Source organism: Streptomyces sp. 2A115 (genome assembly GCF_052245575.1).
Taxonomy (GTDB): domain Bacteria; phylum Actinomycetota; class Actinomycetes; order Streptomycetales; family Streptomycetaceae; genus Streptomyces.
This window is the reverse complement of the sequence record NZ_JBQQCG010000123.1, coordinates 1-25826: the sequence shown is the minus strand read 5'-3', so window position 1 is coordinate 25826 and position 25826 is coordinate 1. Positions and strand designations below refer to the sequence as shown.

The window sequence follows — 25826 nt, the reverse complement described above, 5'->3', positions numbered from 1 at the left end:
GCCCGTCCGGCGTTTGAGGACGAGGCCGTCCAGGCCGAAAGGAGGGGGGTCTGGGGGCGCAGCCCCCAGAGGATGGGACGGGTAGGGGCGGCGGGGGCGAAAAACCAACGGGCCCACCCCCCGTATCCGGGAGGCGGGCCCTATTGGGCCCCGCGGTGGCACCGCCATGCAGCACCGCGAGGGGTCGAGGGGGCAGAGGCGACGGTTATCCGAAGCGGCCGGAGATGTAGTCCTCGGTCGCCTGGACGGACGGGTTGGAGAAGATCCGCTCCGTGTCGTCGATCTCGATGAGCCGCCCGGGCTGCCCGACCGCGGACAGGTTGAAGAAGGCCGTGCGGTCCGAGACACGGGCCGCCTGCTGCATGTTGTGCGTCACGATGACGATCGTGAAGCGCTCCTTCAGCTCACCGATGAGGTCCTCGATGGCCAGGGTGGAGATGGGGTCGAGCGCCGAGCAGGGCTCGTCCATCAGCAGGACCTGGGGCTCCACCGCGATCGCACGGGCGATGCAGAGACGTTGCTGCTGACCACCGGAGAGGCCCGAGCCGGGCTTGTTCAGCCGGTCCTTGACCTCGTTCCAGAGGTTCGCGCCCTTGAGGGACTTCTCGACGACGTCGCCCAGCTCGGACTTCTTGTACGAACCGTTCAGCTTCAGCCCGGCCGCCACGTTGTCGAAGATCGACATGGTCGGGAACGGGTTCGGCCGCTGGAAGACCATGCCGATGGTCTGCCGTACCGAGACGGGGTCGACCCCGTGCGCGTACAGGTCCTCGTCGTCGAGGAGCACCTTGCCCTCGACCCGGCCACCGGGGGTGACCTCGTGCATGCGGTTGAGGGTGCGCAGGAAGGTGGACTTGCCGCAGCCCGACGGACCGATGAAGGCCGTCACCGAACGCGGCTCGACGGTCATCGAGATGTCTTCGATCGCCTTGTGGGCGCTGTAGTAAGCGGTCAGACCGCTTACGTCGATTCGCTTGGCCATGTCAATCACTGTTTCTTTCGAGGGGGAGACTGGTCGCTGTATGGCCGCGTCAGCGACCGGTCTTCGGGGACTTCCAGCGGGCGATGCCGCGAGCCCCGAGGTTGAGGATCATCACGAAGGCGATCAGCGCGAGCGAGGCCGCCCAGGCACGGTCGTACGAGGCGGTCGAGCCCGCGCCGTACTGCTGGTAGATGTACAGCGGCAGCGAGGACTGCGCACCCTCGAACGGGTCGGTATTGATGAAGGGGTTGCCGAAGACCAGCAGCAGCACCGGCGCCGTCTCGCCCGCGATACGGGCGACCGCCAGCATGATGCCGGTGGTGATGCCGCCGAGGGAGGTCGGCAGGACCACCTTCAGGATAGTGCGCCACTTGGGCACGCCGAGCGCCAGAGAGGCCTCGCGCAGCTCGTTCGGTACGAGCTTGAGCATCTCCTCCGTGGAGCGGACGACGACCGGCATCATCAGGATCGCCAGGGCGAGCGAGCCGGCGAAACCGAAGGGCTGCATGTCGAACTGCAGCATCAGGCTGAGGATGAACAGGCCCGCGACGATCGACGGGATACCGGTCATGACGTCGACGAAGAAGGTGACGGACCGGGCGAGATTGCCGCGCCCGTACTCCACGAGGTAGATCGCGGTCAGCACGCCGACCGGCACGGCGATCACCGTGGCGAGAGCGACCTGCTCCAGGCTGCCGATGATGGCGTGGTAGATGCCGCCGCCCGGCTCGGAGTCGGCGACCACGCCCATCGAGTGGCTCAGGAAGTAGCCGTCGAGGACCTTCACACCGCGCTTGACGGTCGTCCAGACCAGGGAGATCAGCGGCACCACGGCGAGCAGGAAGGCGACCCAGACGAGGGAGGTCGCGAGGCGGTCCTTGGCCTGGCGGGGGCCCTCGACGAGGGTGGCGATGACGTACGTACCGAGGACGAAGAGGATCGCGGCGATCAAGCCCCACTGAATGCGGCTGTGCAGGCCGGCGGCCAGGCCGATACCGACGGCGACGGCGACGGAGCCGGCGGCGACGGCCCACGAGGACCACTTGGGGAGGCTGGCGCCACGCAGGGTGCTGGGCCGCTTGTCCATGACGACGTTGCTCATGCGTTGGCCCCCGAGTACTCCTTGCGGCGGGCGATGATCGCGCGGGCCGCACCGTTGACCAGCAGGGTGATGACGAAGAGGACCAGACCGGAGGCGATGAGCGCGTCACGGCCCTGGTCGGTGGCCTCGCCGAACTTGCTGGCGATGTTCTGGGCGAAGGTGCCGCCGCCCGGGTCGAGCAGGCTGGCCTGGATCTCGAAGGTCGGCGAGAGGACCGTGGCGACGGCCATCGTCTCGCCGAGCGCGCGGCCGAGGCCGAGCATCGAGGCCGAGATCACACCGGAGCGGCCGAAGGGCAGGACCGCCATGCGGATGACCTCCCACCGCGTGGCGCCGAGGGCGAGGGCCGCCTCTTCGATCATCTGCGGGGACTGGCGGAAGACCTCGCGGCTCACGTTGACGACGATCGGCAGGATCATGATCGCGAGCAGGATGCCGACCGTGAGCATCGAGCGCGGGGCGCCGCCCTGCCACTCGAAGATGCCGGTCCAGCCGAAGTACTCGTCCAGCCAGCTGAAGAGGCCGTTCATGTTCGGCACGAGGACGAGGGCGCCCCACAGGCCGTAGACGATGGACGGCACGGCGGCGAGCAGGTCGATGACGTACGAGATGGGGCCGCTGATCCTGCGCGGGGCGTAGTGCGTGAGGAACAGCGCGATGGCGACCGCGATCGGAACCGCGATGACCATGGCGATGATCGAGGAGACCACCGTGCCGAAGGCCAGGACGGCGATACCGAAGTCCGGCGGGATCGCGGTGGGGTTCCACTCGAAGGTGGTGAGGAAGTTGCCCTCGTTCTTGCTGATCGCGAGGGAGGCGCGGTAGGTGAGGAAGACCGCGATCGCGGCCATGACCACCAGCAGGAAAATGCCCGACCCACGGGACAGACCGAGGAAGATCCGGTCTCCGGGTCGGGTGGCGCCGCGAGATGCGCGCTTCTGCTCGGCCTCGGTGGGTGGCGAGGGCGGGGGAGGTGTGTCTTCGGTTTTCTTCGTGGATATGTCCATCAGGATCTCCGGTCTGCGGAGCCGTAATGGCGTACGGCTCCTGGCGGCGGTGCACCGGACGGTGCGGCCCGGCCCCGTGGTGGGGCCGGACCGCACACTCAGGTCAGCTGAGGGTCGAGACGGTCTCGCGGACCTTGGCGATGATGTCGGCAGGCATCGGCGCGTAGTCGATGTCGGCCAGCAGGTTCTGGCCGTCCTCGCTCGCCATGTAGGTGAGGAAGGCCTTGGTGGTGGCCAGGGTCTCCGCCTTGTTGCCCTTGTCGCAGACGACCTCGTACGTGACCAGGATCATCGGGTAGGCACCCTCGGCCTTGGTCGTGTAGTTCAGCTCGAGGGCGAGGTCCTTGCCCGTGCCGACGACCTTGGCGTCCGCGATGGCCTTGGTGGCGTTCTCGACGGTGGCGTCGACGGGGGCAGCGGCACCCGTGTCGAGGCTGATCGGCTTGATGCCGTCCTTGGCGTACGACAGCTCGAAGTAACCGATGGCGCCGGAGGTCTGCTTCACCTGCGCGGCGACACCGGAGGACTGCGGAGCGGACTGGCCGCCCTTGGCCTCCCAGGCCTTGCCGCCCTCGTACTTCCAGTCGTCGGGGGCCGCGGCCTTCAGGTACTTGGTGAAGTTGTCCGTGGTGCCGGACTCGTCCGAGCGGTGGAACGCCTGGATCTTGAGGCTGGGCAGCTTCGCGTCCGGGTTCAGGTCCGCGATCGCCTTGTCGTTCCAGTTCTTGATCTTGTCGTCGAAGATCTGGGCGAGGGTCGGCGCGTCCAGAACGAGCTTGTCGACGCCCGGGACGTTGAAGCCGACGGCGATCGGGCCGCCGACCATCGGAAGGTCGATGCCCTGGCCGCCGGAGCAGACCTGCTTGGAAGCGGTGACCTCTTCGGGCTTCAGCGCGGAGTCGGAACCGGCGAAGGCGACCTGGCCCTGGGTGAACGCCGTGATACCGGCGCCCGAGCCGCCGCCCTTGTAGTTGATCTGCACGCCCTTGCAGGCGGCCGTGAACTGCTTGACCCAGGCGTCCATCGCGTTCTTCTGCGCGGACGAGCCGTCGGCGAGCAGCTGCCCCTTGGCGTCATCGCACTTGATCGTGCTGGCATCGGCCGTCTGGCTCGCGCCGTCGCCGCCGCCGGTGTCACCCGTGTCGTCCGAGCCGCACGCCGTCAGCGCCAGGGCGCCGGAGACGGCGACAGCACCGAGGGAAAGGGCGCGAAGCCGGTTCTTGCGCTGAAGCTTCACTTTCGGGGGTTCCTTCCAGGAGCCGCCTTGGCCGGCGGCGTGCGAGTCGTGGTGCAGCCTCTCGTCCGCACGAGACTGCCGTCGTACTACTTGTCATGGAGTGATACGTGGGCGGACTTCCGTTCGCGCCACGCACCGTGTAAGGCCGAAATTAGGCAGAACAGGTGAAGCCGCCGATGGCCGTGAGTGAACGGAGGGTGAACCCCTGCCGTCAGTGCGGTGAGGTCACGGAATGCTCACGGGGAGAACACGTGAGGGTCCCGGCAAACGGAACCCCATCCCTCGGAGGCTCCACCCGCCTTCGGAAGATCCACTCGCCTCTCCTCGGACGCCCTCGGCACCACTCCAGGCAGCGCCCGCCTCTCCGGCCACCCGTGCCCGAGCCGACCCGACCGACCCGGCCCACTCCGAGGATGGCCGAAAACACGCCGGTACGCCCCTGGGGTCGTACCGAGCGCGGCACGTCCGCCATTGCGGTCCCGGCCTCGGTGGGTCCGATCCCGGTGACCCTGGTCCCGGTGACGGGTGCCACATACTGTCCCCGCTGTCCCCCGGCGCGGCGACAGCTCCGTTTCCGGCGATTCCCGGAGCGCGCCCGTGGAACCCGCCGCCGCCGAGGCCCGTCTCGTTCCACGGGAACAACGGGAGGCACGCATGCAACGGCGGACGTTCATAGGCGGCGGCGCCGCGGTCACTGCGGCGGCGGTCACGGCCGCGTGCTCCGGCGGCGGGTCCGAGCCACGGTCCACCACGGGGACCCGTACGTCCGGCACATCCGGGACATCCGATACGTCCGGTACGCCGCTCACGACGACCGGCGCCTCCGCCGCGGCCGGCTGGAATGCACTGGCCAAGGACCTCGACGGCCCCCTGATCCGCCCCGGCGACCGCAGCTGGGCGGCCGCCCGCCAGCTCTACAACACCCGCTTCGACTCGCTGAAGCCGACCGCCGTCGCGTACGTCGCGCACGCCGACGACATCCGTACGGCGATCTCGTACGCCCGCGCCCACAAGATCCCTGTCGCCATCCGCAACGGCGGCCACTCGTACGCCGGTTGGTCGTCCGGAAACGGCCGCCTGATCGTCGACGTGTCCAAGCTCGCCCGGGTCCGGGCATCCGGCAACGAGGCGGTGGTCGGCGCGGGCGCCAAGCTGATCGACGTCTACCGCGCGCTCGCCGCGAAGGGCGTCACGATTCCGGCCGGTTCCTGCCCGACGGTGGGCGTCTCGGGCCTGACCCTGGGCGGCGGCCACGGCGTGGTGTCCCGTGCGTACGGCCTGACCTGCGACAGCCTCACGGGGGCGACCCTGATCACGGCCGACGGAAAGCAGCTGACGGCGAGCACGACCGAGAACAAGGACCTTTTCTGGGCCCTGCGCGGCGCGGGCAACGGCAACTTCGGCGTCGTCACCGAGCTCCGCTTCAGAACGCACCCGGCGCCGCAGGCCGTCTCGGCCTTCATGTCCTGGCCGTGGTCCAGGGCCGCCGCCGTCATCAGGGCCTGGCAGGAGTGGGGCCCGGACCAGCCCGACGAGATCTGGTCCTCGTGCCATTTCGCGAACGCGGCAGGCGGCACGCCCACGATCTCCGTCTCCGCGTTCTCCCTCGGCACGTACGGCGAACTCCAGAACGCCGTCGACCGCCTCGCCGACCGCATCGGCGCCTCCGCCAGCAACGTCTCCCTCAAGCGCCACTCCTACGAGGAGGCGATGGAGGTGTACGCCGGCTGCTCGTCCTTCTCGACCGACGCCCAGTGCCATCTCCCCGGCTCGACCCCGGGCCGCTCCCCCGAGGGCGCGCTGGGCCGCGAGACGTACGCGGCCCGCTCGGACTTCTTCGACCGCTCGATCTCCGCGGCGGGCATCCAGACGCTGCTGTCCCAGATGGCCGGGGTCCGGGGCGGCACGGGCAGCATCGCGTTGACGGCCCTGGGCGGCGCGGTCAACCGAGTGGACCCCACCGCGACGGCCTTCGTCCACCGCCGCTCCCGCATGCTGGCCCAGTACATCGCCGCCTGGCGCCCGGGAACCTCCGGCTCCACGTCCGAGTCCTGGCTGACGGGAGCCCACGCGGCGATGAAGCGTCACGCGTCGGGCGCCGCGTACCAGAACTACACGGACCCAACCCTGACGAACTGGCGAGAGGCCTACTACGGCCCAGCGGCACCGCGACTCAAGACCCTGAAGAAGCAGTACGACCCGACGGGCTTCTTCAAGTTCCCGCAGTCGCTATAAGGCACCGAGCCCCGGGCGGCACTGGCAAGGCGCCAGAGGCTAGGTGCCAGGGGCGCGGGGCTGTGACATTGTGCGGCTCCGCCGCGTGGGCGCGCTCAGCTCCCCACAACCCGCACAAAACAAACAGCCCAGACCACCCCGGACCCCCACCGCGCCCCAAGCGGAGCGCTCACGCTGCCAGATCCCGCTCTTCAGGCTCCGCCTCCACCTGAGCCCCCGGAATCACTCTTCCCTGCCCCCCGGCGGAGCCCCGCGCGCGGATCACCCACCCAACCCGCTCCGACCGCTCCACAGCCTGGACAACCGGCGTCAACAGAGCCATGGCAAGCGGCGAAAGAAGCAGAACAACGGCGGTTCCCAGGGCGAATCCACCGATGACATCAGTCGGATAGTGCACGCCCATATAGACCCGGCAGAACCCTTCGAGCAGCGCAATCCCTATCCCGACAAGCCCGAACTTCCGATTCGCGACAAACAACCCGACCCCCATCGCCATGGTGAGAGTCGCGTGATCGCTCACGAACGAGTAATCGGTCTTGCCGCCGATGAGAACGTCGAGGTCTTCATGCGCGACAAAAGGCCGAGGACGCTCCACAAAACCCCGTATCGGCACATTGACCAGTACGGCGACCGCGGCGGCAAGCGGCGCCCACACCAACGCGGCCACGGACGAGGCGGCATCCTCCCCACCTCGTCGCCGCACGGACCACCAGCACCAGACCACCAGCAGCACCATGGCGGCCAGCAGCCCCCACTCGCCCACGAACTCCATGCCGCGGTCGAACCATTGCGGCGCGTCCTTGGCGAGACCGTTGATGTCGTACAGCAAGTCGACGTCAGGGTTCGACCCGGTTCCGGCGAGTCCAGCCATGGTGCAACGGCCCCTTCGTCGTCATCTCCCCGACGCACCCACCGGTGCGCCGTGCCATCAACCCCCGTCGTCGGCTACGAGAACAGGAACGCACGGTCCCCTTCAATACGTTCCACTCTCCACCGAATGATCACGCAGACGTTATCGAAGAGAGACACATCACTGCAGCTCAGGGGAGTGTTTCACACAGAGGTGGGCAATGCTTTCGCGCCATCTTCGGTCACCCGGGTCGCCCCGAAGTAGTCGGGCGTATCGATCGGGTCGAACCGGATGACGGCCCCCGGCCGAGGCGCGTCGATCATGTACCCGCCCCCGACGTAGATCCCCACGTGCCGGATGGCCCGGGAGTTGGTGAGGTCGTCCGAGAAGAACACCAGATCCCCGGGCAGCAGCTCCTCCCGCTTGGGGTGCGGCCCGGCGTTGTACTGGTCGTTGGCCACCCGGGGCAGCGTGATCCCCACCGTCTCGTACGCGGCCTTGGTAAGCCCCGAGCAGTCGAAGCGTCCACCCTGGTCAGCTGTACCGTTCCCGCCCCACAGATACGGCGTCCCGAGCTTCTTCTGCGCGTAGTAGATGGCCCCGGCGGCCTGCTGCGAGGGCTGCACGCGACCGACCGGCGCGGCGAAGCTCTCCTCCAGCGTCGTGATCGTCTTCACGTAGTTCTGGGTTTCCTTGTACGGCGGCACGCCTCCGTATTTGATGACGGCGTACGCCCCCGCGTTGTACGCGGCGAGCATGTTCTTCGTCGGGTCTCCGGGCGCGTCCTTCACGTACTTCGCGAGCGTGCAGTCGTACTTCGCGGCCGATGGAATCGCGTCATTCGGGTCCCAGACGTCGCGGTCCCCGTCCCCGTCGCCGTCGATTCCGTGGGTGGCCCAGGTTCCCGGGATGAATTGCGCTATCCCCTGCGCGGCGGCCGGACTCTTGGCGGTGGGATTGAACCCGCTCTCCTGATACAGCTGCGCGGCGAGAAGTGCCGGATTAATGGCGGTGCACAGATTGCCCCACTTCTGCACGAGCGTCTGATACGCCGCCGGCACGGCCCCCTTGGCCAGCCCGACGGCTCCCTTCCCGACCCCGTTGGCCAGGTTCCCGGCGGTCATGTAGACCCCGACGACCAGCACCATGACGAAGCTGATCCCCGCACCCGCGACGGCGGTCGCCACGATCCAGGCCTTACGCACCGTCAACCGCCCCTCGCCGCACGGTAATCCGCCGACCGTCAGTGTAGAGGCGGACGCCCCGCCACGGAATGATCACCCGCCCGCCGTCCGGTACAACCTGGCGGGCTCACCCCAGGTATTCAGCCAAGGGCAATCGCGCGACTGGGCTCTGCTGACAAGCTCCTGCTGAGGACCGCTTACCCGGACCAGGCCTGACTGGCCTCACTGGTCACTGGCCTGGCTGCTCAACTGACCTGACTGGTACGCGGTGAAGTGCCGTACACAGGAAAGCGATCCGTGGCGACCTCGAACCCGAGAGGCGCGGGGAGCGGCACCGACTCTCCGAACTTGCCCGGCAGTACGTCCTGATAGGCGCCATTGTCCGGACGAGTGTGCAGGGCCCAGGTGCCGTTGCGAGGGTCGACGACGAGGAGGACGGGGACACGGGCGACCGCGTACCAGTCGGCCTTGTCCCTGATCTCCCTGGACTTCTCGGACTGGGAGATCACTTCTACCGCGAGCGCGACATCCGCCGGGTCCGCGAGCCAGTCGTCGTCCTCCTCCCACTCTGCGGGCAGGACAATCAAATCCGGCGTCACATAGTCGTCCGGTTCCCCCGGCAGTGCGATCGAGGACACCTCATACGCGCCCAGCCCTTCGGGCAGAACCGACTCCAGCTGCCGACGCAGTCGCACCACCACACCCGCGTGCTTGCCACGCGGAGACGGGGACATCACGAGCTTTCCTCCCACGATCTGCACCCGCAGACCCGTCGCATCCTCGATCTTCTCGGCGATCTCGCGCAGGTTCCCGGGGCGGGGTCGCGGATGCGTCCAAGCGTCCGGCGATACGGACATGGCTCGCTGCCTCCGTCCCTCCACCTCTGCGGCTGCGCGAGCGGGGTCGCTGGGAGGTCGGACGTGCCGCTCGGCATCGACTCCACCGTACTGTGCGCTCTCCGCGCTCGCCTCGGCCTCACTGCCCGTACGTGGGCACGTGGCCCCTTTGCGCCGCTGTTCAAGCTGTGCCACGCCACCCCTCCATCACTCTCCGATCACACCTAATCACCGTAGGTCATCGCACTGACACTCGGCCCACAGCAGCTTTCCGCCCTTCGAGGCGCCCAGCTCCCGCAGCACGGACGCGCCCCACGCGTCCGCACACGCCCGTACGAGGTGCAGGCCGCGGCCGTGCTCGGCGTCCGCCGCCGCGACCGGTGTTCGTACGCCATCGAAGCCGGGCGGGACGGTGGGGTCGGAGTCCCACACGCCGACGCGGAGCCCTCCGGGGTCGGCGGCGCGCAGGCGCAGGGCGTACGGGCCTTTGGTGTGGAGGTGGGCGTTGGTGAGCAGCTCGGAGGCCAGCAGCTCGGCGGTGGCGGTGAGTTGGGTGAGGTCGTGGGCGGCGAGGACGGTTCGGAGGGTTGCGCGGGCGATACCCGGTGCGCGGGGATCGTGCGGGAGGTGGAGGGTGTAGGACCAGGACGGGGATACGGTTGACATGGGAAGTCTCCCGGTTCGGTGGGTAGTTGGGTGGTTTGGTTACGTTGCCCGGTGACCGCGGCCGCTCCGTCGAGCGGGGTGCTTCCGGGTGGGGCGCCTGAGATTCAAGGTAGCGCTCACGGATATATTCTTCACCCAAATCCGAGCGATACTAAAGGTAATCGCCTGTGTGGGTGACCAAGGCACGGAGGAGCGGCGGGCATGGCCGTGAGAAACAACCCGACGGGGCGTCAACTCCGGTTCGGCGCCGAATTGCGCAAGCTGCGCGAGCAGACGGGCCTGACCTCCACGGGCGCCGCCCAACTGCTCGGCATGAAGCAGGCACAGGTCAGCAACATGGAGACCGGACGGCTCGGAGTCAGTGCCGAGCGGGTACGCACCCTGGCCTGCCACTACGACTGCTCGGACAAAGCCCTGGTCGAAGCCATCGCGGGGATGACCGGCGAACGCAAACGTGGCTGGTGGGAGGAGTACCGCGAGATCCTGCCCGCCGGACTGCTCGACCTCGCCGAACTCGAACACCACGCCACGCGGCTGCGCACCGCCGTGATCGTGCACATCCCGGGCCTCTTCCAGACCACGGAGTACGCCCGCGAGATCTTCCGCCAGGCCGTACCAGAGCTCCCGCAACCCGACATCGAGCATCGGGTCTCTTTTCGACTCAAACGGCAGGCCATCCTGTTCCGGGACCCTCCGACACCGCACCAGATCATCGTCCACGAGGCTGCTCTGCGGATGAAGCTCGGTGGCCCTCGCGTAACCCGCGATCAGCTCAAGTACCTGCTGGACATGAACGAACGGGAGCACATCACGGTCCACGTCATCCCGTTCGACACGGGCACCCTTCCCGGCTCAGGGCAGTCGATCTACTACGCCGAGGGCCCCGTGCCGCAACTGGACACCGTGAACCTCGACCAGTCCCACGGCCCGGTGTTCCTCGACGCCGAGGCCCAGCTGCGCAAGTACCGCGTACTGCTGGACCGTATGGAATCCGCGGCACTCACCCCCGAGGAGTCGCAGATTTTCATCCACACCATCATCAAGGACCTGTGAGGGAGCCCAAGATGCCCGCGTCCACCTGGCAGAAGTCGTCCTACTGCGCCGAAGGCAACTCCTGCGTCCACGTCGCCGCCACACCGGGGACGGTCCATCTCACGGAAAGCAGCGACCCCACCCACTCCATACTCGGGACCACCCCGCACACCTTCGCCGCCCTCATCGACGTACTCAAGGAGAAAACGCCCCGTGGCTGAGATCCCCCCGGACCTCAACTGGACCCGAGCCGCCCCCGAAGACGCCGAGGGCCCCGGCCCCTGGATCGAACTCGCCTTCGGTGACAACGACCTCGTCTACATCCGCGAGACCAGCGACCCCGAGAACGTCGTCACGACCACCCAGAAGAAGTGGGACGCCTTCGTACTCGGCGTACAGGCAGGCGAGTTCGACCACTTCGTAGAGGGACTGGAAAACGGAGAAACCTAGAACAACAAGGCTCAACAGGACATGGTGATCAACGAGTCGTTTAATGGACGTGGCCGAATGTCTCCAGTAGGAGCAGCCCATGTCGTCGCCGTCGTCCACCGAAGAGGGGCGTACGAGGACGGTCGGGAGACTACGCCGACTGGGTGAGTGGTGTGCCCGGCACTTTCTGATCGTCATCGTGCTCTGGCTGGCCGCCCTCGTCGCCCTGGAGATGCTCAACCGTTCGTTCGGCGGAGACTACTCGGACGACTTCTCCCTGTCGGGAGCCCAGTCGGAGCGGGGCCTGGACGTGCTGGAGCAGCACGATCCTGCAGCCGGCGGCTACAGCAGCCAGATCGTGCTCCAGGACAAGGCGAAACCGCTGACCTCCGTGAGCTCGCAGATGTCGCAGACGGTCACCGACCTGCAGAAGCTGTCTCATGTGCTGGCCGTGCAGAATCCCCTCCCACCACCGGGATCACAGCCGCCCACGACGCCGTCCGGGCAGCAGAACGTCGGCCCGCTCTCCTCCGACTCCAAAACCGGTTACATCACCGTCCGCTTCGACGTACAGCCGTCGACACTCGGTGACGCCTACCTCGACGGAGTGGACCGTTCGGTGCAGCCGCTGCGGACGGCCGGCGTCCAGGTCGAGTACGGCGGACCGCTGGGCGAGCTGGCCAGACCCGCGGCCGACGACCGTGTCAGCGAACTGATCGGCTTCGCGGTGGCCATCGTGGTCCTGCTGGTCGGTTTCGGCAGCGTGCTCGCCGCGGGCGTCCCGCTCCTGACCGCGTTGATCAGCGTGGTCGGAGGACTGGCCTGCCTGGGACTGCTCGCGGCCGCGTTCACCTTCGCCACGGTCTCGCCCACCCTGGCCACCATGATCGGGCTCGGAGTCGGCATCGACTACGCGCTGTTCCTGATCACCCGGCACCGACAGAACCTCATGGACGGCGCCGACCCCGTACAGGCGGCCGGACGCGCCACCGCCACAAGCGGTCGGGCCGTACTCGTCTCCGGATGCACCGTGATCGTCGCCCTGGCCGGGTTGTCCGTGTCGGGGGTCTCGTTCATCGGCAAGCTGGGGGTGGCCGCGGCCGTGACGGTCGTCTCCGCCGTCGTGGGCGCACTCACCCTCGTACCGGCGCTGCTGGGACTCATCGGCACACGCGTCGACCGCTACCACGTACGCCGCCCGGTCGCCGAGTCGGACACGGTCGCCGAGCCTGGCGCGGCCCCCGGCGCCCCCGCCCCTGCCTCCGCCCCCGCGCACGGCACCTGGCACCGCTACGCGCAGCGCGTGGAGCGGCGCCCCTGGTGGTTCCTGGCGGGCGGAGTCATCACCGTGCTCGTGCTGGCGATTCCGGTGCTCTCCCTCCAGCTCGGCCACATCGGGGACGGCGCGGACCCGAAGTCGTTCACGGACCGCCGGGCCTACGACGTCATGGCGCAGGCGTTCGGCCCGGGCTCCAACGGCCCGCTGACAGTGGTCATCGACCAGACCGAGGCGTCCTCCGACCAGCGCTCCGCTCTCGCTTCGCAGGTGCAGAAGGACCTCGCGCAGGCGCCGGGTGCGGCCACCGTGACACCACTGACGGCGACGCAGGACGGAGACGTGCTGGTCGGCACGGTCTACTCCAAGGAAGCACCCCAGAGCGCCACCACCACCGACCTGACGAACCACCTCGTCGACCAGACCCTGCCGCAGGCCCTGTCCGGGACGCCGGCGCACGGCTATGTGACGGGAACGACCGCCGCCCAGGTCGACTTCCGCGACATCGTCGCGAGCCGTCTCCCCCTGATCATCGGAGTCGTCGTCGCCCTCGCCTTCCTGATCATCCTCATCGTCTTCCGAGGCCTGCTGGTGGCCCTGAAGGCGGCCGTCCTCAACGTCCTGTCGATCGCCGCTTCGTACGGCGTAGTCGTGGCTGTCTTCCAATGGGGCTGGGGCGGGCCCGCGCTGGGCGTCTCGGGCAAGGTGCCGATCGAGAGCTATGTGCCGATGATGATGTTCGCCATCATCTTCGGGCTGAGCATGGACTACGAGATCTTCCTGCTCTCCCGCGTCCGTGAGGCCTGGCTGCGCACCGGGGACGCGAAGGCCGGTGTCGCACACGCCCTGGAGATCACCGCCCGTGTGATCACCTGCGCCGCTCTGATCATGGTGAGCGTCTTCGCCGCGTTCGTCGTGAGTGACAACATCGTGGTCAAGATGCTCGGACTCGGGCTGGCCGTGAGCGTGCTCATCGACGCGACCGTCGTACGACTGCTGCTGGTGCCGGCGGTCATGACCCTGCTGGGCCACCATGCCTGGTGGACTCCCCGGTGGCTCGACCGCTTCCTCCCGCACCTGGATACGGAGGGCGACCACGCCTGAGCTTCGACGCCCTTGATCAGACCCTTGACGAGGAATTGATCAGACCCTTGCCGAAAAAAGGAAGAGCCGCGTTACGAACGGCCCTTCCCGCCCTTCCCGCCGTTGGCGACACCACGCGCCCACAGCACGAGCGGCACCTGCAGCGGAAGCCGTGCGAGGGCCGCGGTCCTGAGCGGTGCGGGACGGCGACGCCAGTCCACGGCCATCTGGACGTTGGCGGGGAACACCCCGACGAAGAAGGCGGCGGTGGCCAGCGCGGCCACTCGGCGCGTACGGGGCAGCGCCACCCCGGCCGCCAACGCCAGTTCCACGGCGCCGCTCCCGTACGTCCAGGTCCGGGGCGCCCCCGGCAGCGCACGCGGGATGGTCGCGTCGAACTGCCGTGGTGCCGCGAAGTGGGCGACACCCGCGCTGGCCAACAGGCCGGCGAGCAACAGGGGCGAGAGTTCCGACCGGGGCACCGGTTCCTCCTCAAGGGGGTCTGCCGCAAGTGGGCGGGCCACAGGAGGGCCTGCCGCGCGATATTACTGGACGGTAAGCGGGCGCGGGCGGGGTTCGCACGGCTTCCTGCCGCGCATCCCCGTGCCCAGCCGGGGCGCCCCCGCACCCAGCCGAGGAACCCCCACACAGGCGCTAGGCGGGCGCCTCCCCGGTGTACGCGGCGATCGTCCGGTCCGCGGCCTCCCTCGCCTTCGCCTCCGTCTCGCCCGCGGCAACGTTCGCCTCGTACCAGCCCTCATTGCTGAGGGTCATGAACCGGCACCCCTCCTCCGTCCCGAACCAGGCCATGGCCTCCTTCGGGTCCACGGCCGCCCCGGACGACAGGTGCAGGGTGAGCCCGATGAGCCCCATGTCCCAGCCGACCCCCACGGCCCCGGGCCCGTACTCCGCCCACTTCGTGTCGTCATCGACATGGGAGATGTGGTCCAGCTCGAACCGCGTACCGCCTTCCGCCCCCGGCGTCAGCCGCAGCTCGATCCAGCTGATGCTCCCGCCGTACTCCCAGGTCGCGGCAAAGCTCTTGGGCGGGTCGCAACGCTCGATGGTGCCGTTGGCGTTGCCCTCCAACTGGTACTTGCCGCCGAGACGGAGATCGCCGGAGACAGGGCAGAACCACCGTGGAATGCGCTCGGGATTGGTGCAGGCGTCCCACAGGTCCTCGACGGTCGAGTCGTACGTCTGACTCACGGTCACGACGTGCGACTCGCCCGCCTTGAAGACGCGGCTGCCCACATGCCGCCGGACGGCATTGATCTGGTGATTGACGTCGATCATGGGGTGCTCCTCTTCCGCGATGCCTGCGAAGCCTGCGATGTCTGCGATGCCTGCGATGTCTGCGATGGGTCGTCGTCGCCGGACTCACGGAGCCGGCGTTCACGCTTGCCACGCGCCAGCTCGGTGGCCAGGGCGTCCAGGTGCGGCGTCCAGAACCGCCGGAACTGTGCCAGCCACGCATCGATGTCGCGCAGCGGGTCGGAGTTCACCGCGTAGAGCCGCCGGGTGCCTTCAGCCCTGACCGTGGCGAAGCCGTTCTCCCGCAGCACCTTGAGATGCTGCGAGACCCCGGGCTGCGATATCCCGAACTCTTCCCTGATGACCTCCGAGACGGCGCCGGAGGTCATCTCACCGTCGGCGAGCAGCTCCAGGATCCGGCGGCGTACGGGATCACCGAGTACGTCGAATGCGTGCACGGCAGCAATATATCACCGTCACCTTATATAAGCTTAAGCTGAAGATGAAGGCGGGCGCGAACGAGACGACACCGAGCAGATGCTGACCCGAATCGCCCAGGCCACGCCCGCGAACTCGGTGTTGCCCCACTCCCCGACGAGTGAACGTGAGGGCCGCCCGCTTCTTGTCCGGCCTCCGCACCTGGCGACTCCCCGACCTCCCAACCTCCCGACCTCACAACCCGCCGACCTCCCAACTCCCGATCTGACACCCCGACACCTCCCCCCACCCCCACCCGAGATAGCCTTCCCCAAGTGCAAAACGGGCGGTGTCTACTCACCAGGAGACGCACGCCCCGGAGGACATCGGCACGACGCACCAGCGCACATGGGACGGGGTCGGGCTCGATGGGCGGGGCGGAGTCGGTCGCCGTCGCGCGGAAGTCGCGTAGGAGGGGCTAACGACGGAACCACACGACAGGTTCCGCTTCGACTTCCGGTTCGACCTCATTGCCCGGCGTGACCTGCCGTGATACACAGAGTGACCGTACGCCTCCTCGTATACCGTTCCATGCTCCCCAAAGGGTCCCGCGAGGGCCGGTGACAAGAGATTCGTACGAAACCCGCCAACCAATGACGCCAAGTCGACATGCGCAGGCGCCTTTGTCAGCGAGAATGACTCTGACCTCTGCGCAAAGTGGCAGAGGATGCAGAACAACCCACTAGGGGCGGTGACTTACATGCTTTTCGCAGCCGAAAAGGGCGACATCACCACGATCATCGGCGGGATCGCCCCGGACTGGGGCCCCTTCGGCAGCCTGGGCAACGAGGCGCGGGTCATGATCGAGGTCGTGATGGCGGTCGCCATCCTGCTCTGCCTCGGCATCGCGATCTGGGGCGCGGCGAAGCAACGTATCGGCGCGACGGCCCTCCGCGACACCTTCAGTGCCGAACAAGGCAAAGGCCTCATCATCGCGGGCCTCACCGGAGTCTTCATCATCGGCTCGCTCGGCACGGTCTTCACCATCGTGTACGGCATGGCCGTGTAGACGGCCGCCGGCTCGGCGCCCTCAGACCCGGCCGGGCGCGCCCGGCCCCCCTCTACCCACCCGTCCGTCGTGCCCACCGGCTGAGGTTGCGTTTCCCTGATGTCGAGTCACCACACCGCGCCCGCGCGGGAACCAGCACGGCTACCGTCGTACTACGCGGTTCAGCTAGAGGTTGAGGGGGCGTACGCGGCATGAGTCTCGGCGACGAGCACGGAGCGCGCGGCGAAGACGGCGGGTACGGGGGTACCGGCCAGACCCGCACACGGCTCCCCGACAGTGCCGGAGACGTCTACGGAGGCGCGCGGCGCGGGGGACGTTCGTCCTCGCGCAGCCTCGTCACGGTAGTGGGTGTCGTGGTGCTCCTGATTGCGGCGATCGCTTTTGCGAACCGTGGTGGGGGGGATTCCGACTCATCCAGTGACGCGGGAGGCGACACGTCGAAGGCAGCGCCTACGGCTGCCTCGGGGGCGCAGCCGGTCGAGGCCGGGACGGGTGGAGTTCCGTCGGGGTTCGCGCATGACCAGCAGGGCGCGGAGTCTGCTGCCGCCAACTACTCGGTGGTGCTGGTCTCGGCAGACATTCTCAAGCCCGCTCGGCGCAGCAAGATCGTCCAGAAGGTGTTCGTCGCCGACAAGGTCGCCACGCTCAAGGACAAGCTGGACAAGACCTACTCCAAGGAGTTCCTGAGCAACGTCGGCCTGGACGAGAACGGCAACGCGGCCACGGGACAGACCTACGTCTCCCGCACGATGCCGGTCGGCACCAAGGTCACGGACTACTCGGCCAGCACCGCGACTGTCGAGGTCTGGTGCACGGGCGTGTTCGGCACGGCGGGGGACGACTCGCAGAATCCGGTCAGCAGCGATTGGTTCACCATGACGCTTCAGCTGAGGTGGGCCGACGGCGACTGGAAGGTCGACAGCTTCTCCCAGAAGGAAGGTCCGGCGCCGGTGAACGGCGACAACACGGTCTCGCCGTCCGACGAAATCTCGAAGGCCGTCGAAGAGTACGGAGGCTTCACGTATGCCCGGTAGCCCGCGCCGCGTACTGAAGGTCACCGCCGCCGTCGCAGCCGTACAGACCACACTCGTCCTGCTGGCCACGCGCGCGGCCGCCGCACCGACGCCGACGCCCGCGCCGTCCGACGACAACTGCGATCTGATCGTCGGCCCAGCCAAGGACTACTGCGAACGCGACAACGGCGAAAAAGCCGACACCACCCCCGCCCCCGGCGTAACCGACACCCTCGACCCCTTGGCCTCCCTGGCCAAAGGCTGCGCCAACGCCGCCTCCTGGACCATCGACAAGCTCAGCGACGCCGTCCAGAACACCGCGACCGTCGACTTCACGAACACCACGTTCCTCCAGCAGTACGCGGTCGTCTTCGCCGCGTCGACGATCCTCACCCTCATCCTCTGGCTGCTCGCGGTGGCCAAGCGGGCCGTACGAGGTGTCCCCCTCGCCACGGCCATCTCGGAGGCGATCGGCTTCCTCTGGCTGACGGTCCTGGCGTCGGCCTTCACGCCGCTGATCCTCTACACCGTCGTGTCGGCGACGGACGGCGTCGCGGAGGTCCTCGCCAAGACGACCGGCGACCAGACGGACACGTTCTTCGGCAACTTCTCCGGCGCCCTGAACAAGGGCACGGACATCGGCGGCGGCCCGATCATGCTGATCGTGGTGTCGCTCGTGTCCATCCTCGCCGCGGGCGTCCTGTGGCTCGAGCTCGTGATCCGCGCCGCCCTGCTCTACGTGGGCGCGCTGCTCGGCACCGTCGTCTACGCGGGACTCGTCGACAAGAACCTCTGGGGCCACGTCCGCCGCTGGGCGGGCATCATGATCGCCGTCATCCTCGTGAAACCGGTGATCGTGATCGTGCTGGGCCTTGCGGGTGCCCTGTCCGCCGAGGACGGGCCCGACGCGTTCTCCGCCGTGGTCTCCGGCCTCGCCATCATCCTGCTCGCCATCTTCGCGAGCGCCATGATCTACCGCTTCGTACCGGGCTTCGGCGACGAGATCGCCAACTCCCGCAACAACCGCATCATGCAGGGCGCCGAAGGCAAGGCCGCGGCCGTCATCAGCTCCCCCGCGACCCTCGTCGCCCAGGGCATCAAGACCCACAGCACCCGAGCCGACAACAACGGCGGCGGAGGTGGCAGCAGCGGCGGCGCCCGCCCCTCCAACCCCGCCTCCGGCGGCGTGGCCGCCCACAGCTCACGCCCGTCCTCCAACGGTGGCGGTGGCGGCGGATCCGTCCCCGCCGCACCCCCGCCGCGCAGCAGCCCGGCGAACACCCCGCATGCCAGCAACACCCGCAACAGCAGCAACAACCGCTCGGGAGGTGAAGGGCGTTGACGACCGAGTCCCACGTGTCCCATCCGGTCACGCCCCGCCGTACATATCTGATCGGCCGCGCCCGGCCGAACGCGATCGTCGGCCGGAACCGTGAGTCCGGCGAGATCGCGCTGATCATCGCGGGCGCGTTCCTCGGCATGATGTGCGGCCTACTCGTCCCCGTCCTCTCCCTGCGCATCGTTCTGCTCATGGGCTTTCCGCTGCTCGCGCTCGCCGCGGTCTACGTGCCGTACAAGCGGCGGACCTTCTACAAGTGGTTCGAGATCAACCGCAGTTTCAAGCGGAGCCTGCGCCAGGGGACCGCCTACCGCAGCAACGTCATGGAGTCCGGTACGCGCATCGACGGCCGCGAGATCGAGGTCGGCCCCCCGCCCGGGATCGGGAGGATCACCTGGCTCGCGGCGCCCTTCGGCCCCGACGAGATCGCCGTCCTCCTCCACGCCGACCGCAAAACCGTCACTGCCGCGATCGAGATCGAGGGCCCCGGCGTCGGCCTGCGGGACAGCGAGGACCAGGAGGCCCTCGTCGACCGGTTCGGGACACTGCTGAAGCACGTCGCGAACGGCGACGGCTTCGTCACCCGCCTCCAGATGCTCGCCCGCACCCTCCCCGCCGACCCGGACGCCCACGCCAAGGATGTCGCCGTACGAGGCGACGAGCGGGCCCCCGGCTGGCTGCAGCAGTCCTACGACCAGCTCCAGTCCATGGTGTCGACGAGCAGCGAACAGCACCGCGCGTACCTCGTCGCCTGCATGCACTACTCCCGCGAACTCGCCGCCGAGGGCCACGCGATGGCCCGTGCCGCACGCCCGCAGGGCGGCAAGAAGCTCGACAAGGACGCGGGTCTTGCGGTCGTCATGGCCCGTGAGCTGACCGACATCTGCTCGCGCCTCCAGGAGGCGGACATCCGGGTGCGTCAGCCGCTCGGCCAAGGGCGCCTCTCCTCGCTCGTGCATTCCATGTACGACCCGGACCACCCCATCGACCACATCCAGGCGATGACGAAACGCAACGCCTGGCCGGCCGAGCTGGACGCCATGGAGCCCACGTACCTCCAGGCGAAGACCCGGGAGTCCTCCACCCGCGCTCCCTGGTGCCACGCCACGGCCTGGGTGAAGGAGTGGCCGATGACGCCGGTCGGGGTCAACTTCCTTGCCCCGCTGCTCGTTCACACCCCGGATGTCATCCGGACCGTCGCCGTCACGATGGACCTCGAACCCACCGAGGTCGCCATCGAGCGAATGCTCACCGAGAAGACGAACGACGAGGCGGAGGCCAGCCGCCAGGCCAAGATGAACCGGACCGTCGACCCGCGCGACGTCGCCACGCACAACCGCCTGGACCAGAGAGGCGAGGACCTCGCGAGCGGCGCGGCCGGAGTCAACCTCGTCGGCTACATCACCGTCTCCTCCCGCAACCCCGAGGCACTCGCCCGCGACAAGCGGACCATACGAGCCTCGGCCGGCAAGTCGTATCTGAAGCTGGAGTGGTGCGACCGCGAGCACCACCGTGCCTTCGTCAACACGCTCCCGTTCGCGACCGGCATCCGGAGGTAGGACTTCATGCGGGACCCGCTGTCCGTCCTCACGGAAGCCTTCACGTCCTTCCTCTTCGGCAAGGTCGAGACGACCCGGCCCCCGGTACGCACGTCCACCGGCCAGGCCCAGGCCGTCTACCTGCCGACCGCCGCACCCGGCCTCGGCGACTCCGGCGTCATCATCGGCCGCGAGGTGTACTCCGGGAAGGGCTACATCTACGACCCCTTCCAGCTGTACGGGCAGCAGCTCCCGGCGCCGCACTGGCTGGTGCTCGGCGAGTCGGGAAACGGCAAGTCCGCGCTGGAGAAGACGTACGTACTGCGGCAGTTGAGGTTCAAGGACCGGCAGGTCGTCGTGCTCGACGCGCAGGGTGAGGACGGGGACGGTGAGTGGAACCTCATCGCGCGGGAGCTGGGTATAACCCCTATCCGGCTCGACCCGACCGCCGCCCTCGACATGGGGATCCGGCTCAACCCGCTCGACCCGGCGATCACCACGACCGGACAGCTCGCCCTGCTCCGGACGATCATCGAGGTCGCGATGGGCCATGGGCTGGACGAGCGGTCCGGCTTCGCGCTGAAGGTCGCGCACGCCTACGTCAACGAGACCATCGTCGAGCGCCAGCCCGTGCTGACCGACATCGTCGAGCAACTCCGCCACCCCGAACCGGAGTCGGCCGAGGCGATGAACGTCGCCATAGACGACGTACGGGCCTGGGGTCTGGACGTCGCCCTCGTCCTCGACCGCCTCGTGGACGGCGACCTGAGGGGCATGTTCGACGGCCCGACGACGGTCGGCATCGATCTCGACGCCCCGCTCATCGTCTTCGACCTGTCCCACATCGACCGCAACTCCATCGCCATGCCGATCCTGATGGCGATCGTCGGCGTGTGGCTGGAGCACACATGGATCCGCCCCGACCGGAAGAAGCGCATCTTCCTGGTCGAGGAGGCGTGGCACATCATCAACAGCCCCTTCGTGGCCCAGCTCTTCCAGCGGCTGCTGAAGTTCGGGCGACGGCTGGGTCTGTCCTTCGTGGCGGTCGTCCACCATCTGTCCGACGTCGTGGACGGAGCTGCCGCGAAGGAGGCCGCGGCGATCCTGAAGATGGCCTCCACCCGGACGATCTACGCCCAGAAGGCCGACGAGGCACGGTCCACGGGGCGGGTGCTCGGCCTGCCCCGATGGGCCGTCGAGATCATCCCGTCCCTCACCCCGGGCATCGCGGTCTGGGACGTCAACGGCAACGTCCAGGTGGTCAAACACCTGATCACCGAGACCGAACGACCGCTCGTCTTCACCGACCGCGCCATGACCGAGTCCTCGGCCGACCATCTGGCCGACGACGCGCTGCGGGCCGCCGAGCTGGAGGCCGAGGAACGCGCGGCGTCGTTCATGGAGCAGCACCTGAGCGACCTCGACGGTTCGTCCGAGTCCACAGTGGCGTAGGGGAGCGGCACGAGATGAGACCTGACGGGCGCGATCGCCGCCGCGAGGGTGAAGGTGAACGGGGCATCCCCGACGGGCTGTTGATCGGCGTGCTCGCCTTCATCCTCGGCATGACCCTGCTGGTGTGGTCGGCGACGGGCCTCGCCGGCTTCTTCGACCACGGCTCCTGGCCGTCCAACGTCACCTTCGGCCGTACGCCCCTGGCGATGCGCCAGTTGATCGAGCGCCCCCACGACGTCGCGGGCGCCTGGCCGGACACCCCAAAGGCCCAGCTGTCGGGGTACGGGCTCTTCTGGGGCCTGCTCATCGGGCAGTTGATGGTGCTGGTGGTCCTCACGGTGTTCGTGCTGGGGACAGTGGCGAGGTGGCGTGCCGGGAGGACGCGGCGCAAGGCGTTTCCCGAGTCCACTTCCACGCCTGGGCCCACCGCTCATGAGGTCCCGGTCACCGAGCCCGCGCCGGCGCCGGTTCAATACCGTGACCACGCGCCTGTCCCGGCCCAGGAAGAACGTCAGGCAGCCGCCGAACCAGTACGAGACTCCGTACATGACCCCGTACGTGAACCCGTACGTGAACCAGCACCCGAACCTCAGACCACCCCGGTCACGGTGCCCACCCCCCGCGGCCCGGTCGTCCTCGGCTCCCCCGAAACCCGCCACCCCCTGGCCGTCCAGGCGGTCCGCGACGCCGAGGGCCCCGCACTCGTCATCACCTCGAACCCCACCCTCTGGTCCGACACCAAGGACGCCCGCGCGAAACTCGGCCCGGTCCTCCTCTACGACCCCTCCCACCTCTGCGACACCCCGGCCCGCCTCCACTGGTCCCCGTCGATCGGCTGCGAGGACAAGGACACCGCCAAGGCCCGCGCGGCAGCGCTCCTCGCCCCGGTCCGCCCCACCGCGAAAATCGACCAGGCGGTAGCCGACGTGGCGGAAACGCTCCTGCGCAGCTACCTGCACGCCGCCGCCGTGGACGGCCGCGCCATCCGCCACGTCCACCGCTGGGCCCAGGGCACCCAGGTCCAAGAAGCGGTACGCATCCTCCGTACGAACCCCAAGGCATCCTCCGGGTCGGCGGGCGAACTGGAAGCGGCCCTCACCTCGTACCCCGAACGCCGCGACATCGCCCAGGAGCTGACCGCCCGGGCCCTCTCCTGCCTCTTCACGGTCAACGTCCGCGAAGCCTGCACACCAAACCGAACTGACGCCCTCACCTTGGATTCCTTCGTCAACGAAGGGGGCACGCTTTATGTGGTCGGTGAACCCATCGAGGACCCCAAGGCGAACCCCGGCGCGATGCCCCTCCTGACGGCCCTCGCCTCAAGCGTGGTCGAGCGCGGCCGGCGCATGGCCGAACGGTCATCCTCCGGTCGCCTCGACCCACCACTCACGCTCGTCCTGGACGACATCGCCGCGGTCGCCCCGCTCCCCCAACTCCCGGACCTGCTCGCCACCGGCACGGGCTCGGGTCCGGACCGGGGCCTGCCAACCCTGGCCCTCCTGCGCTCCCGCGAACAGGCCCGCACCCGCTGGCCCCACCACGAACTGCCGGTCTAGCGGCGGCACTTGGGCCCTCAGGGCCGCTTGAAGACGTACTCCAGCTCCCGCGCCCCGGGATCCCCCGGCACCGGAGCACTCTTCCCCGTGGGCACGAAGCCGAACTTCCGGTAGGCGGCCTCGGCCCGCCCGTTCCGCTCGTCCACGAACAGCCGCACCCGGTCCACCCCGGCGACCTCCCACGCCCACTCCAGTGCGTACGCGAAGAGCCGCTCGGCAAGCCCCCGCCCCCGCGCCTCGGGCCGCACATAGACCGCCACGAGATGCCCCTGGCGTACGTCGCTCACAGCCCCGAGCGCCCCCGCCGCCCCGGCCTCCTCGACCAGCACGACCACGGACCCGGCCCACCGCCCGTCAGGCCCCACGGCCACGATCTGCTGCCGCTCACGCACTCCCTCCGCGGCCCCCGCCACCCGCTCCTGCCAGAAGCTGTCGGGCTGGGCGGCCGCGTTCTCGTACGTCTCCAGAAAGGCGAGGTGCGCCACCGGATCCCGGAGCGCGGCCAACCGGAGCTCCTTCGCCGAGGGCCACTCTTCGGGACGTACCGAACGGATCACGTGGTTCATGGAGACATCGGGGCTCATGAGGTTCACCGTACGAATGCCGAACACGGAACACACCCGGATTACGCTCAGTCCCCCCCTCGCTGTCACACTCCTCCCTGCCACGCGCGATGATCTCGATCAGGGCAGACAACAACTCAAGAGCTCATCAGGGAGAAAGCAGCATGACCAAGGTCCAACTCGACGAACTCCGCCACGTCATCCACCCTCCGGGCAAACTGGAGAGCAGGGCGGAACACTGGGCCGGCCGCCTCTACATGCGTGCCCTCTCCCTCCGCATCACCCGCCTGATGCTCGGCACCCGCGTCTCGCCGAACCAGATCACGGTCGTCATGGTTCTGGCAGGCGTACTGTCCGGGGTCGCCCTGATCCTGCCGGGCCTGCCCGGCGCCGTACTCTCCGTCGTCTTCATGCAGCTCTACCTCCTCCTCGACTGCGTGGACGGCGAAGTCGCCCGCTGGCGCAAACAGTTCAGCCCGCTCGGCGTCTACCTGGACCGCCTCGGCGCCTACCTCGCCGACGCCGCGGTCATGGTCGGCATGGGCATCCGCGCCGCCGAACTCGGCCTCGACCCCTACCTGGTGGCGGGCCTGGCAGCCGGCATAGGCGTCCTCCTGCTGAAGGCGTCCTCCGACCTCGTCCACGTGGCCCGCTCGGACAGCGGCTTGCAGAAGGCCACCGACCAGTCCGTCGTCCCGCGTTCCAGCGGCCTGGCCCGCGTGCGCCGACTGGCCTCGTCGGTCCAGCTCCACCGCCTGTGCAACGGCATCGAAGCCACACTGCTCCTACTCGTCGCCGCCGTCGTGGACCTGGCACTGGGCGACCTGACGGCGACGAAGATCGCGACCGTCACCGTGACCGCGGTGGTCTGGCTGCTCGTCCCCGCACACATCGTCTCGATCGTCGCGTCGTCCCGCCTGAAGTAACCGCACGCCGGACACGAGCCGGCCGGCAGCACAATCCAGGCCCGGGGTATGAGCTCCACGCGGCGTCATACCCCGGAACTACGCCCGCCCCGCACATCCCGCCCCGGTCCGACGCCCCGCCACCCTCCCGCGCCCGACCATCGAAGGCATGATTACGGCCTCCGAACTGACCCAAACGCTACGGCGACAAGACCGTCGTGGCCGACCTCGACTTCACCGTCCGGCCGGGCACCGTCACCGGCTTCCTCGGCCCCAACGGCGCCGGCAAGTCCACGACCATCGCCAGGCGACGCGGTCGTCGCCCCACCGCCGCCTCCTGGACGCCTACGCCCAGCACCTGCCCACACCGGCCTCGGACACGTCCCACGGGCTGGATCCGACTCCGGACCCGCGAATCGCCTCCCTGACAGAGCGCGAACGCGAAATCCTGACAGTCATCGGCAAAGGCTGGACGAACTTGGAGATCTCCGCACGCCTTTGTCTCGCCGAGTCGACGGTGAAGACCCACGTGACCCGCATCCTCGCGAAGACCGGCTCCCGGCACCGCATTCAAGCGGTGATTCTGGCGTACGACACGAGGTTGGTACGGCCGTCCTGAAAAGGGTCCGGAAAACAGAAAAACCCCGCACCGTGAGGTGCGGGGTTTTCCCATTTAAAATTTGTTCGGCGGTGTCCTACTCTCCCACAGGGTCCCCCCTGCAGTACCATCGGCGCTGTAAGGCTTAGCTTCCGGGTTCGGAATGTTACCGGGCGTTTCCCTCACGCTATGACCACCGAAAC

The 25826-nt window shown here is 68.3% G+C and carries 24 protein-coding genes, 1 rRNA gene and 2 pseudogenes; 14 read left to right on the top strand and 13 right to left on the bottom strand.

The genetic code is table 11. The features are described 5' to 3' along the window. Positions 1-205 precede the first annotated feature (205 nt). The 4 genes from pstB to pstS all read right to left on the bottom strand — a co-directional run bounded on the left by pstB (position 206) and on the right by pstS (position 4328). A complete protein-coding gene (gene pstB / locus ACTWQR_RS51715; RefSeq protein ID WP_443234312.1) occupies positions 206-982 on the bottom strand; it encodes a phosphate ABC transporter ATP-binding protein PstB in 777 nt (258 codons plus the stop codon). 49 nt (positions 983-1031) lie between these two features. Continuing rightward, positions 1032-2084, bottom strand: a complete 1053-nt coding sequence (gene pstA, locus ACTWQR_RS51710) for a phosphate ABC transporter permease PstA (protein WP_443234311.1) — start codon at positions 2082-2084, stop codon at positions 1032-1034. After that, complete coding sequence (gene pstC, locus ACTWQR_RS51705) at positions 2081-3091, bottom strand: phosphate ABC transporter permease subunit PstC (RefSeq protein WP_443234310.1); 1011 nt, start codon at positions 3089-3091, stop codon at positions 2081-2083. The genes pstA and pstC overlap by 4 nt, the downstream gene beginning before the upstream one ends. Positions 3092-3194: 103 nt before the next feature. Beyond that, entirely contained in the window at positions 3195-4328 is a 1134-nt protein-coding gene (gene pstS / locus ACTWQR_RS51700) for a phosphate ABC transporter substrate-binding protein PstS (protein WP_443234309.1), read from the bottom strand. Between the two features lie 654 nt (positions 4329-4982). Between pstS and ACTWQR_RS51695 the strand changes: the two genes are divergently transcribed. After that, complete coding sequence (locus ACTWQR_RS51695; protein WP_443234308.1) at positions 4983-6563, top strand: FAD-binding oxidoreductase; 1581 nt, start codon at positions 4983-4985, stop codon at positions 6561-6563. A 169-nt stretch (positions 6564-6732) separates the two neighbouring features. On the opposite strand, the gene ACTWQR_RS51690 is transcribed toward ACTWQR_RS51695, so the two are convergent. From ACTWQR_RS51690 to ACTWQR_RS51675, 4 genes are all read right to left on the bottom strand, one after another. Beyond that, positions 6733-7434, bottom strand: coding sequence for a phosphatase PAP2 family protein (locus ACTWQR_RS51690; protein WP_443234307.1), 702 nt, complete (start codon positions 7432-7434; stop codon positions 6733-6735). A 182-nt stretch (positions 7435-7616) separates the two neighbouring features. After that, positions 7617-8618 carry a C40 family peptidase gene (locus ACTWQR_RS51685; protein WP_443234306.1) on the bottom strand — a complete coding sequence of 334 codons (1002 nt, stop codon included), beginning with the start codon at positions 8616-8618 and terminating at the stop codon, positions 7617-7619. 224 nt (positions 8619-8842) lie between these two features. Further along, on the bottom strand, positions 8843-9454 hold the full coding sequence (locus ACTWQR_RS51680; protein ID WP_443234305.1) for a Uma2 family endonuclease: 612 nt from the start codon (positions 9452-9454) through the stop codon (positions 8843-8845). A gap of 207 nt (positions 9455-9661) precedes the next feature. Continuing rightward, positions 9662-10099 carry an ATP-binding protein gene (locus ACTWQR_RS51675; RefSeq protein ID WP_443234304.1) on the bottom strand — a complete coding sequence of 146 codons (438 nt, stop codon included), beginning with the start codon at positions 10097-10099 and terminating at the stop codon, positions 9662-9664. Between the two features lie 201 nt (positions 10100-10300). Between ACTWQR_RS51675 and ACTWQR_RS51670 the strand changes: the two genes are divergently transcribed. From ACTWQR_RS51670 to ACTWQR_RS51655, 4 genes are all read left to right on the top strand, one after another. Beyond that, on the top strand, positions 10301-11152 hold the full coding sequence (locus ACTWQR_RS51670) for a helix-turn-helix domain-containing protein (protein WP_443234303.1): 852 nt from the start codon (positions 10301-10303) through the stop codon (positions 11150-11152). Positions 11153-11163: 11 nt separating this feature from the next. After that, positions 11164-11352 (top strand): DUF397 domain-containing protein, encoded by a 189-nt coding sequence (locus ACTWQR_RS51665; protein WP_443234302.1) that lies wholly within the window; start codon positions 11164-11166, stop codon positions 11350-11352. Beyond that, on the top strand, positions 11345-11581 hold the full coding sequence (locus tag ACTWQR_RS51660) for a DUF397 domain-containing protein (RefSeq protein ID WP_443234301.1): 237 nt from the start codon (positions 11345-11347) through the stop codon (positions 11579-11581). Before ACTWQR_RS51665 ends, ACTWQR_RS51660 begins: the two co-directional genes overlap by 8 nt. A 79-nt stretch (positions 11582-11660) precedes the next feature. Next, complete coding sequence (locus tag ACTWQR_RS51655; RefSeq protein ID WP_443234300.1) at positions 11661-13940, top strand: MMPL family transporter; 2280 nt, start codon at positions 11661-11663, stop codon at positions 13938-13940. A gap of 71 nt (positions 13941-14011) precedes the next feature. Here the strand turns inward: ACTWQR_RS51655 and ACTWQR_RS51650 are convergent, their stop codons facing one another. The 3 genes from ACTWQR_RS51650 to ACTWQR_RS51640 all read right to left on the bottom strand — a co-directional run bounded on the left by ACTWQR_RS51650 (position 14012) and on the right by ACTWQR_RS51640 (position 15640). Then, positions 14012-14401 (bottom strand): DoxX family protein, encoded by a 390-nt coding sequence (locus tag ACTWQR_RS51650; protein WP_443234299.1) that lies wholly within the window; start codon positions 14399-14401, stop codon positions 14012-14014. Between the two features lie 172 nt (positions 14402-14573). Continuing rightward, the gene (locus tag ACTWQR_RS51645) at positions 14574-15215 is read right to left on the bottom strand and encodes an SRPBCC family protein (RefSeq protein WP_443234298.1); all 642 of its coding nucleotides are present in this window, start codon (positions 15213-15215) and stop codon (positions 14574-14576) included. Next, the gene (locus tag ACTWQR_RS51640; RefSeq protein WP_443234313.1) at positions 15212-15640 is read right to left on the bottom strand and encodes an ArsR/SmtB family transcription factor; all 429 of its coding nucleotides are present in this window, start codon (positions 15638-15640) and stop codon (positions 15212-15214) included. Before ACTWQR_RS51640 ends, ACTWQR_RS51645 begins: the two co-directional genes overlap by 4 nt. Before the next feature lie 710 nt (positions 15641-16350). Between ACTWQR_RS51640 and ACTWQR_RS51635 the strand changes: the two genes are divergently transcribed. The 6 genes from ACTWQR_RS51635 (at position 16351) to ACTWQR_RS51610 (ending at position 23557) form a co-directional block, all read left to right on the top strand. Continuing rightward, the gene (locus ACTWQR_RS51635; protein WP_443234297.1) at positions 16351-16659 is read left to right on the top strand and encodes a hypothetical protein; all 309 of its coding nucleotides are present in this window, start codon (positions 16351-16353) and stop codon (positions 16657-16659) included. Positions 16660-16850: 191 nt separating this feature from the next. After that, positions 16851-17693 (top strand): hypothetical protein, encoded by an 843-nt coding sequence (locus tag ACTWQR_RS51630; RefSeq protein WP_443234296.1) that lies wholly within the window; start codon positions 16851-16853, stop codon positions 17691-17693. Further along, positions 17683-19014 (top strand): hypothetical protein, encoded by a 1332-nt coding sequence (locus tag ACTWQR_RS51625; RefSeq protein WP_443234295.1) that lies wholly within the window; start codon positions 17683-17685, stop codon positions 19012-19014. Before ACTWQR_RS51630 ends, ACTWQR_RS51625 begins: the two co-directional genes overlap by 11 nt. Beyond that, positions 19011-20570 (top strand): SCO6880 family protein, encoded by a 1560-nt coding sequence (locus ACTWQR_RS51620; RefSeq protein ID WP_443234294.1) that lies wholly within the window; start codon positions 19011-19013, stop codon positions 20568-20570. The genes ACTWQR_RS51625 and ACTWQR_RS51620 overlap by 4 nt, the downstream gene beginning before the upstream one ends. Positions 20571-20576: 6 nt before the next feature. Beyond that, positions 20577-22001, top strand: a complete 1425-nt coding sequence (locus ACTWQR_RS51615; RefSeq protein WP_443234293.1) for an ATP-binding protein — start codon at positions 20577-20579, stop codon at positions 21999-22001. Positions 22002-22015: 14 nt separating this feature from the next. Further along, entirely contained in the window at positions 22016-23557 is a 1542-nt protein-coding gene (locus tag ACTWQR_RS51610; protein WP_443234292.1) for a type VI secretion protein, read from the top strand. A 17-nt stretch (positions 23558-23574) separates the two neighbouring features. Here the strand turns inward: ACTWQR_RS51610 and ACTWQR_RS51605 are convergent, their stop codons facing one another. Further along, positions 23575-24141, bottom strand: a complete 567-nt coding sequence (locus ACTWQR_RS51605) for a GNAT family N-acetyltransferase (protein ID WP_443234291.1) — start codon at positions 24139-24141, stop codon at positions 23575-23577. A 143-nt stretch (positions 24142-24284) separates the two neighbouring features. On the opposite strand from ACTWQR_RS51605, the gene ACTWQR_RS51600 reads away from it, so the two are divergent. From ACTWQR_RS51600 to ACTWQR_RS51590, 3 genes and pseudogenes are all read left to right on the top strand, one after another. After that, positions 24285-25046 (top strand): CDP-alcohol phosphatidyltransferase family protein, encoded by a 762-nt coding sequence (locus tag ACTWQR_RS51600; protein WP_443234290.1) that lies wholly within the window; start codon positions 24285-24287, stop codon positions 25044-25046. Positions 25047-25194: 148 nt separating this feature from the next. Continuing rightward, positions 25195-25327, top strand: a pseudogene (locus ACTWQR_RS51595) (ATP-binding cassette domain-containing protein); the annotation flags it as partial. Between the two features lie 26 nt (positions 25328-25353). Continuing rightward, positions 25354-25644 (top strand): annotated as a pseudogene (locus tag ACTWQR_RS51590) (response regulator transcription factor); the annotation flags it as partial. 63 nt (positions 25645-25707) lie between these two features. On the opposite strand, the gene rrf reads toward ACTWQR_RS51590, so the two are convergent. Beyond that, positions 25708-25824 (bottom strand): 5S ribosomal RNA (rrf, locus tag ACTWQR_RS51585). Positions 25825-25826 lie beyond the last annotated feature (2 nt).

What these genes read in the sequence shown, in the direction of transcription:
- pstB (WP_443234312.1), bottom strand. Translation starts at nt 982, where the DNA reads ATGGCCAAGCGAATCGACGTAAGCGGTCTGACCGCTTACTACAGCGCC.
- pstA (WP_443234311.1), bottom strand. Translation starts at nt 2,084, where the DNA reads ATGAGCAACGTCGTCATGGACAAGCGGCCCAGCACCCTGCGTGGCGCC.
- pstC (WP_443234310.1), bottom strand. Translation starts at nt 3,091, where the DNA reads ATGGACATATCCACGAAGAAAACCGAAGACACACCTCCCCCGCCCTCG.
- ACTWQR_RS51695 (WP_443234308.1), top strand. Translation starts at nt 4,983, where the DNA reads ATGCAACGGCGGACGTTCATAGGCGGCGGCGCCGCGGTCACTGCGGCG.
- ACTWQR_RS51690 (WP_443234307.1), bottom strand. Translation starts at nt 7,434, where the DNA reads ATGGCTGGACTCGCCGGAACCGGGTCGAACCCTGACGTCGACTTGCTG.
- ACTWQR_RS51680 (WP_443234305.1), bottom strand. Translation starts at nt 9,454, where the DNA reads ATGTCCGTATCGCCGGACGCTTGGACGCATCCGCGACCCCGCCCCGGG.
- ACTWQR_RS51675 (WP_443234304.1), bottom strand. Translation starts at nt 10,099, where the DNA reads ATGTCAACCGTATCCCCGTCCTGGTCCTACACCCTCCACCTCCCGCAC.
- ACTWQR_RS51670 (WP_443234303.1), top strand. Translation starts at nt 10,301, where the DNA reads ATGGCCGTGAGAAACAACCCGACGGGGCGTCAACTCCGGTTCGGCGCC.
- ACTWQR_RS51665 (WP_443234302.1), top strand. Translation starts at nt 11,164, where the DNA reads ATGCCCGCGTCCACCTGGCAGAAGTCGTCCTACTGCGCCGAAGGCAAC.
- ACTWQR_RS51655 (WP_443234300.1), top strand. Translation starts at nt 11,661, where the DNA reads ATGTCGTCGCCGTCGTCCACCGAAGAGGGGCGTACGAGGACGGTCGGG.
- ACTWQR_RS51645 (WP_443234298.1), bottom strand. Translation starts at nt 15,215, where the DNA reads ATGATCGACGTCAATCACCAGATCAATGCCGTCCGGCGGCATGTGGGC.
- ACTWQR_RS51635 (WP_443234297.1), top strand. Translation starts at nt 16,351, where the DNA reads ATGCTTTTCGCAGCCGAAAAGGGCGACATCACCACGATCATCGGCGGG.
- ACTWQR_RS51630 (WP_443234296.1), top strand. Translation starts at nt 16,851, where the DNA reads ATGAGTCTCGGCGACGAGCACGGAGCGCGCGGCGAAGACGGCGGGTAC.
- ACTWQR_RS51625 (WP_443234295.1), top strand. Translation starts at nt 17,683, where the DNA reads ATGCCCGGTAGCCCGCGCCGCGTACTGAAGGTCACCGCCGCCGTCGCA.
- ACTWQR_RS51615 (WP_443234293.1), top strand. Translation starts at nt 20,577, where the DNA reads ATGCGGGACCCGCTGTCCGTCCTCACGGAAGCCTTCACGTCCTTCCTC.
- ACTWQR_RS51610 (WP_443234292.1), top strand. Translation starts at nt 22,016, where the DNA reads ATGAGACCTGACGGGCGCGATCGCCGCCGCGAGGGTGAAGGTGAACGG.
- ACTWQR_RS51605 (WP_443234291.1), bottom strand. Translation starts at nt 24,141, where the DNA reads ATGAGCCCCGATGTCTCCATGAACCACGTGATCCGTTCGGTACGTCCC.
- ACTWQR_RS51600 (WP_443234290.1), top strand. Translation starts at nt 24,285, where the DNA reads ATGACCAAGGTCCAACTCGACGAACTCCGCCACGTCATCCACCCTCCG.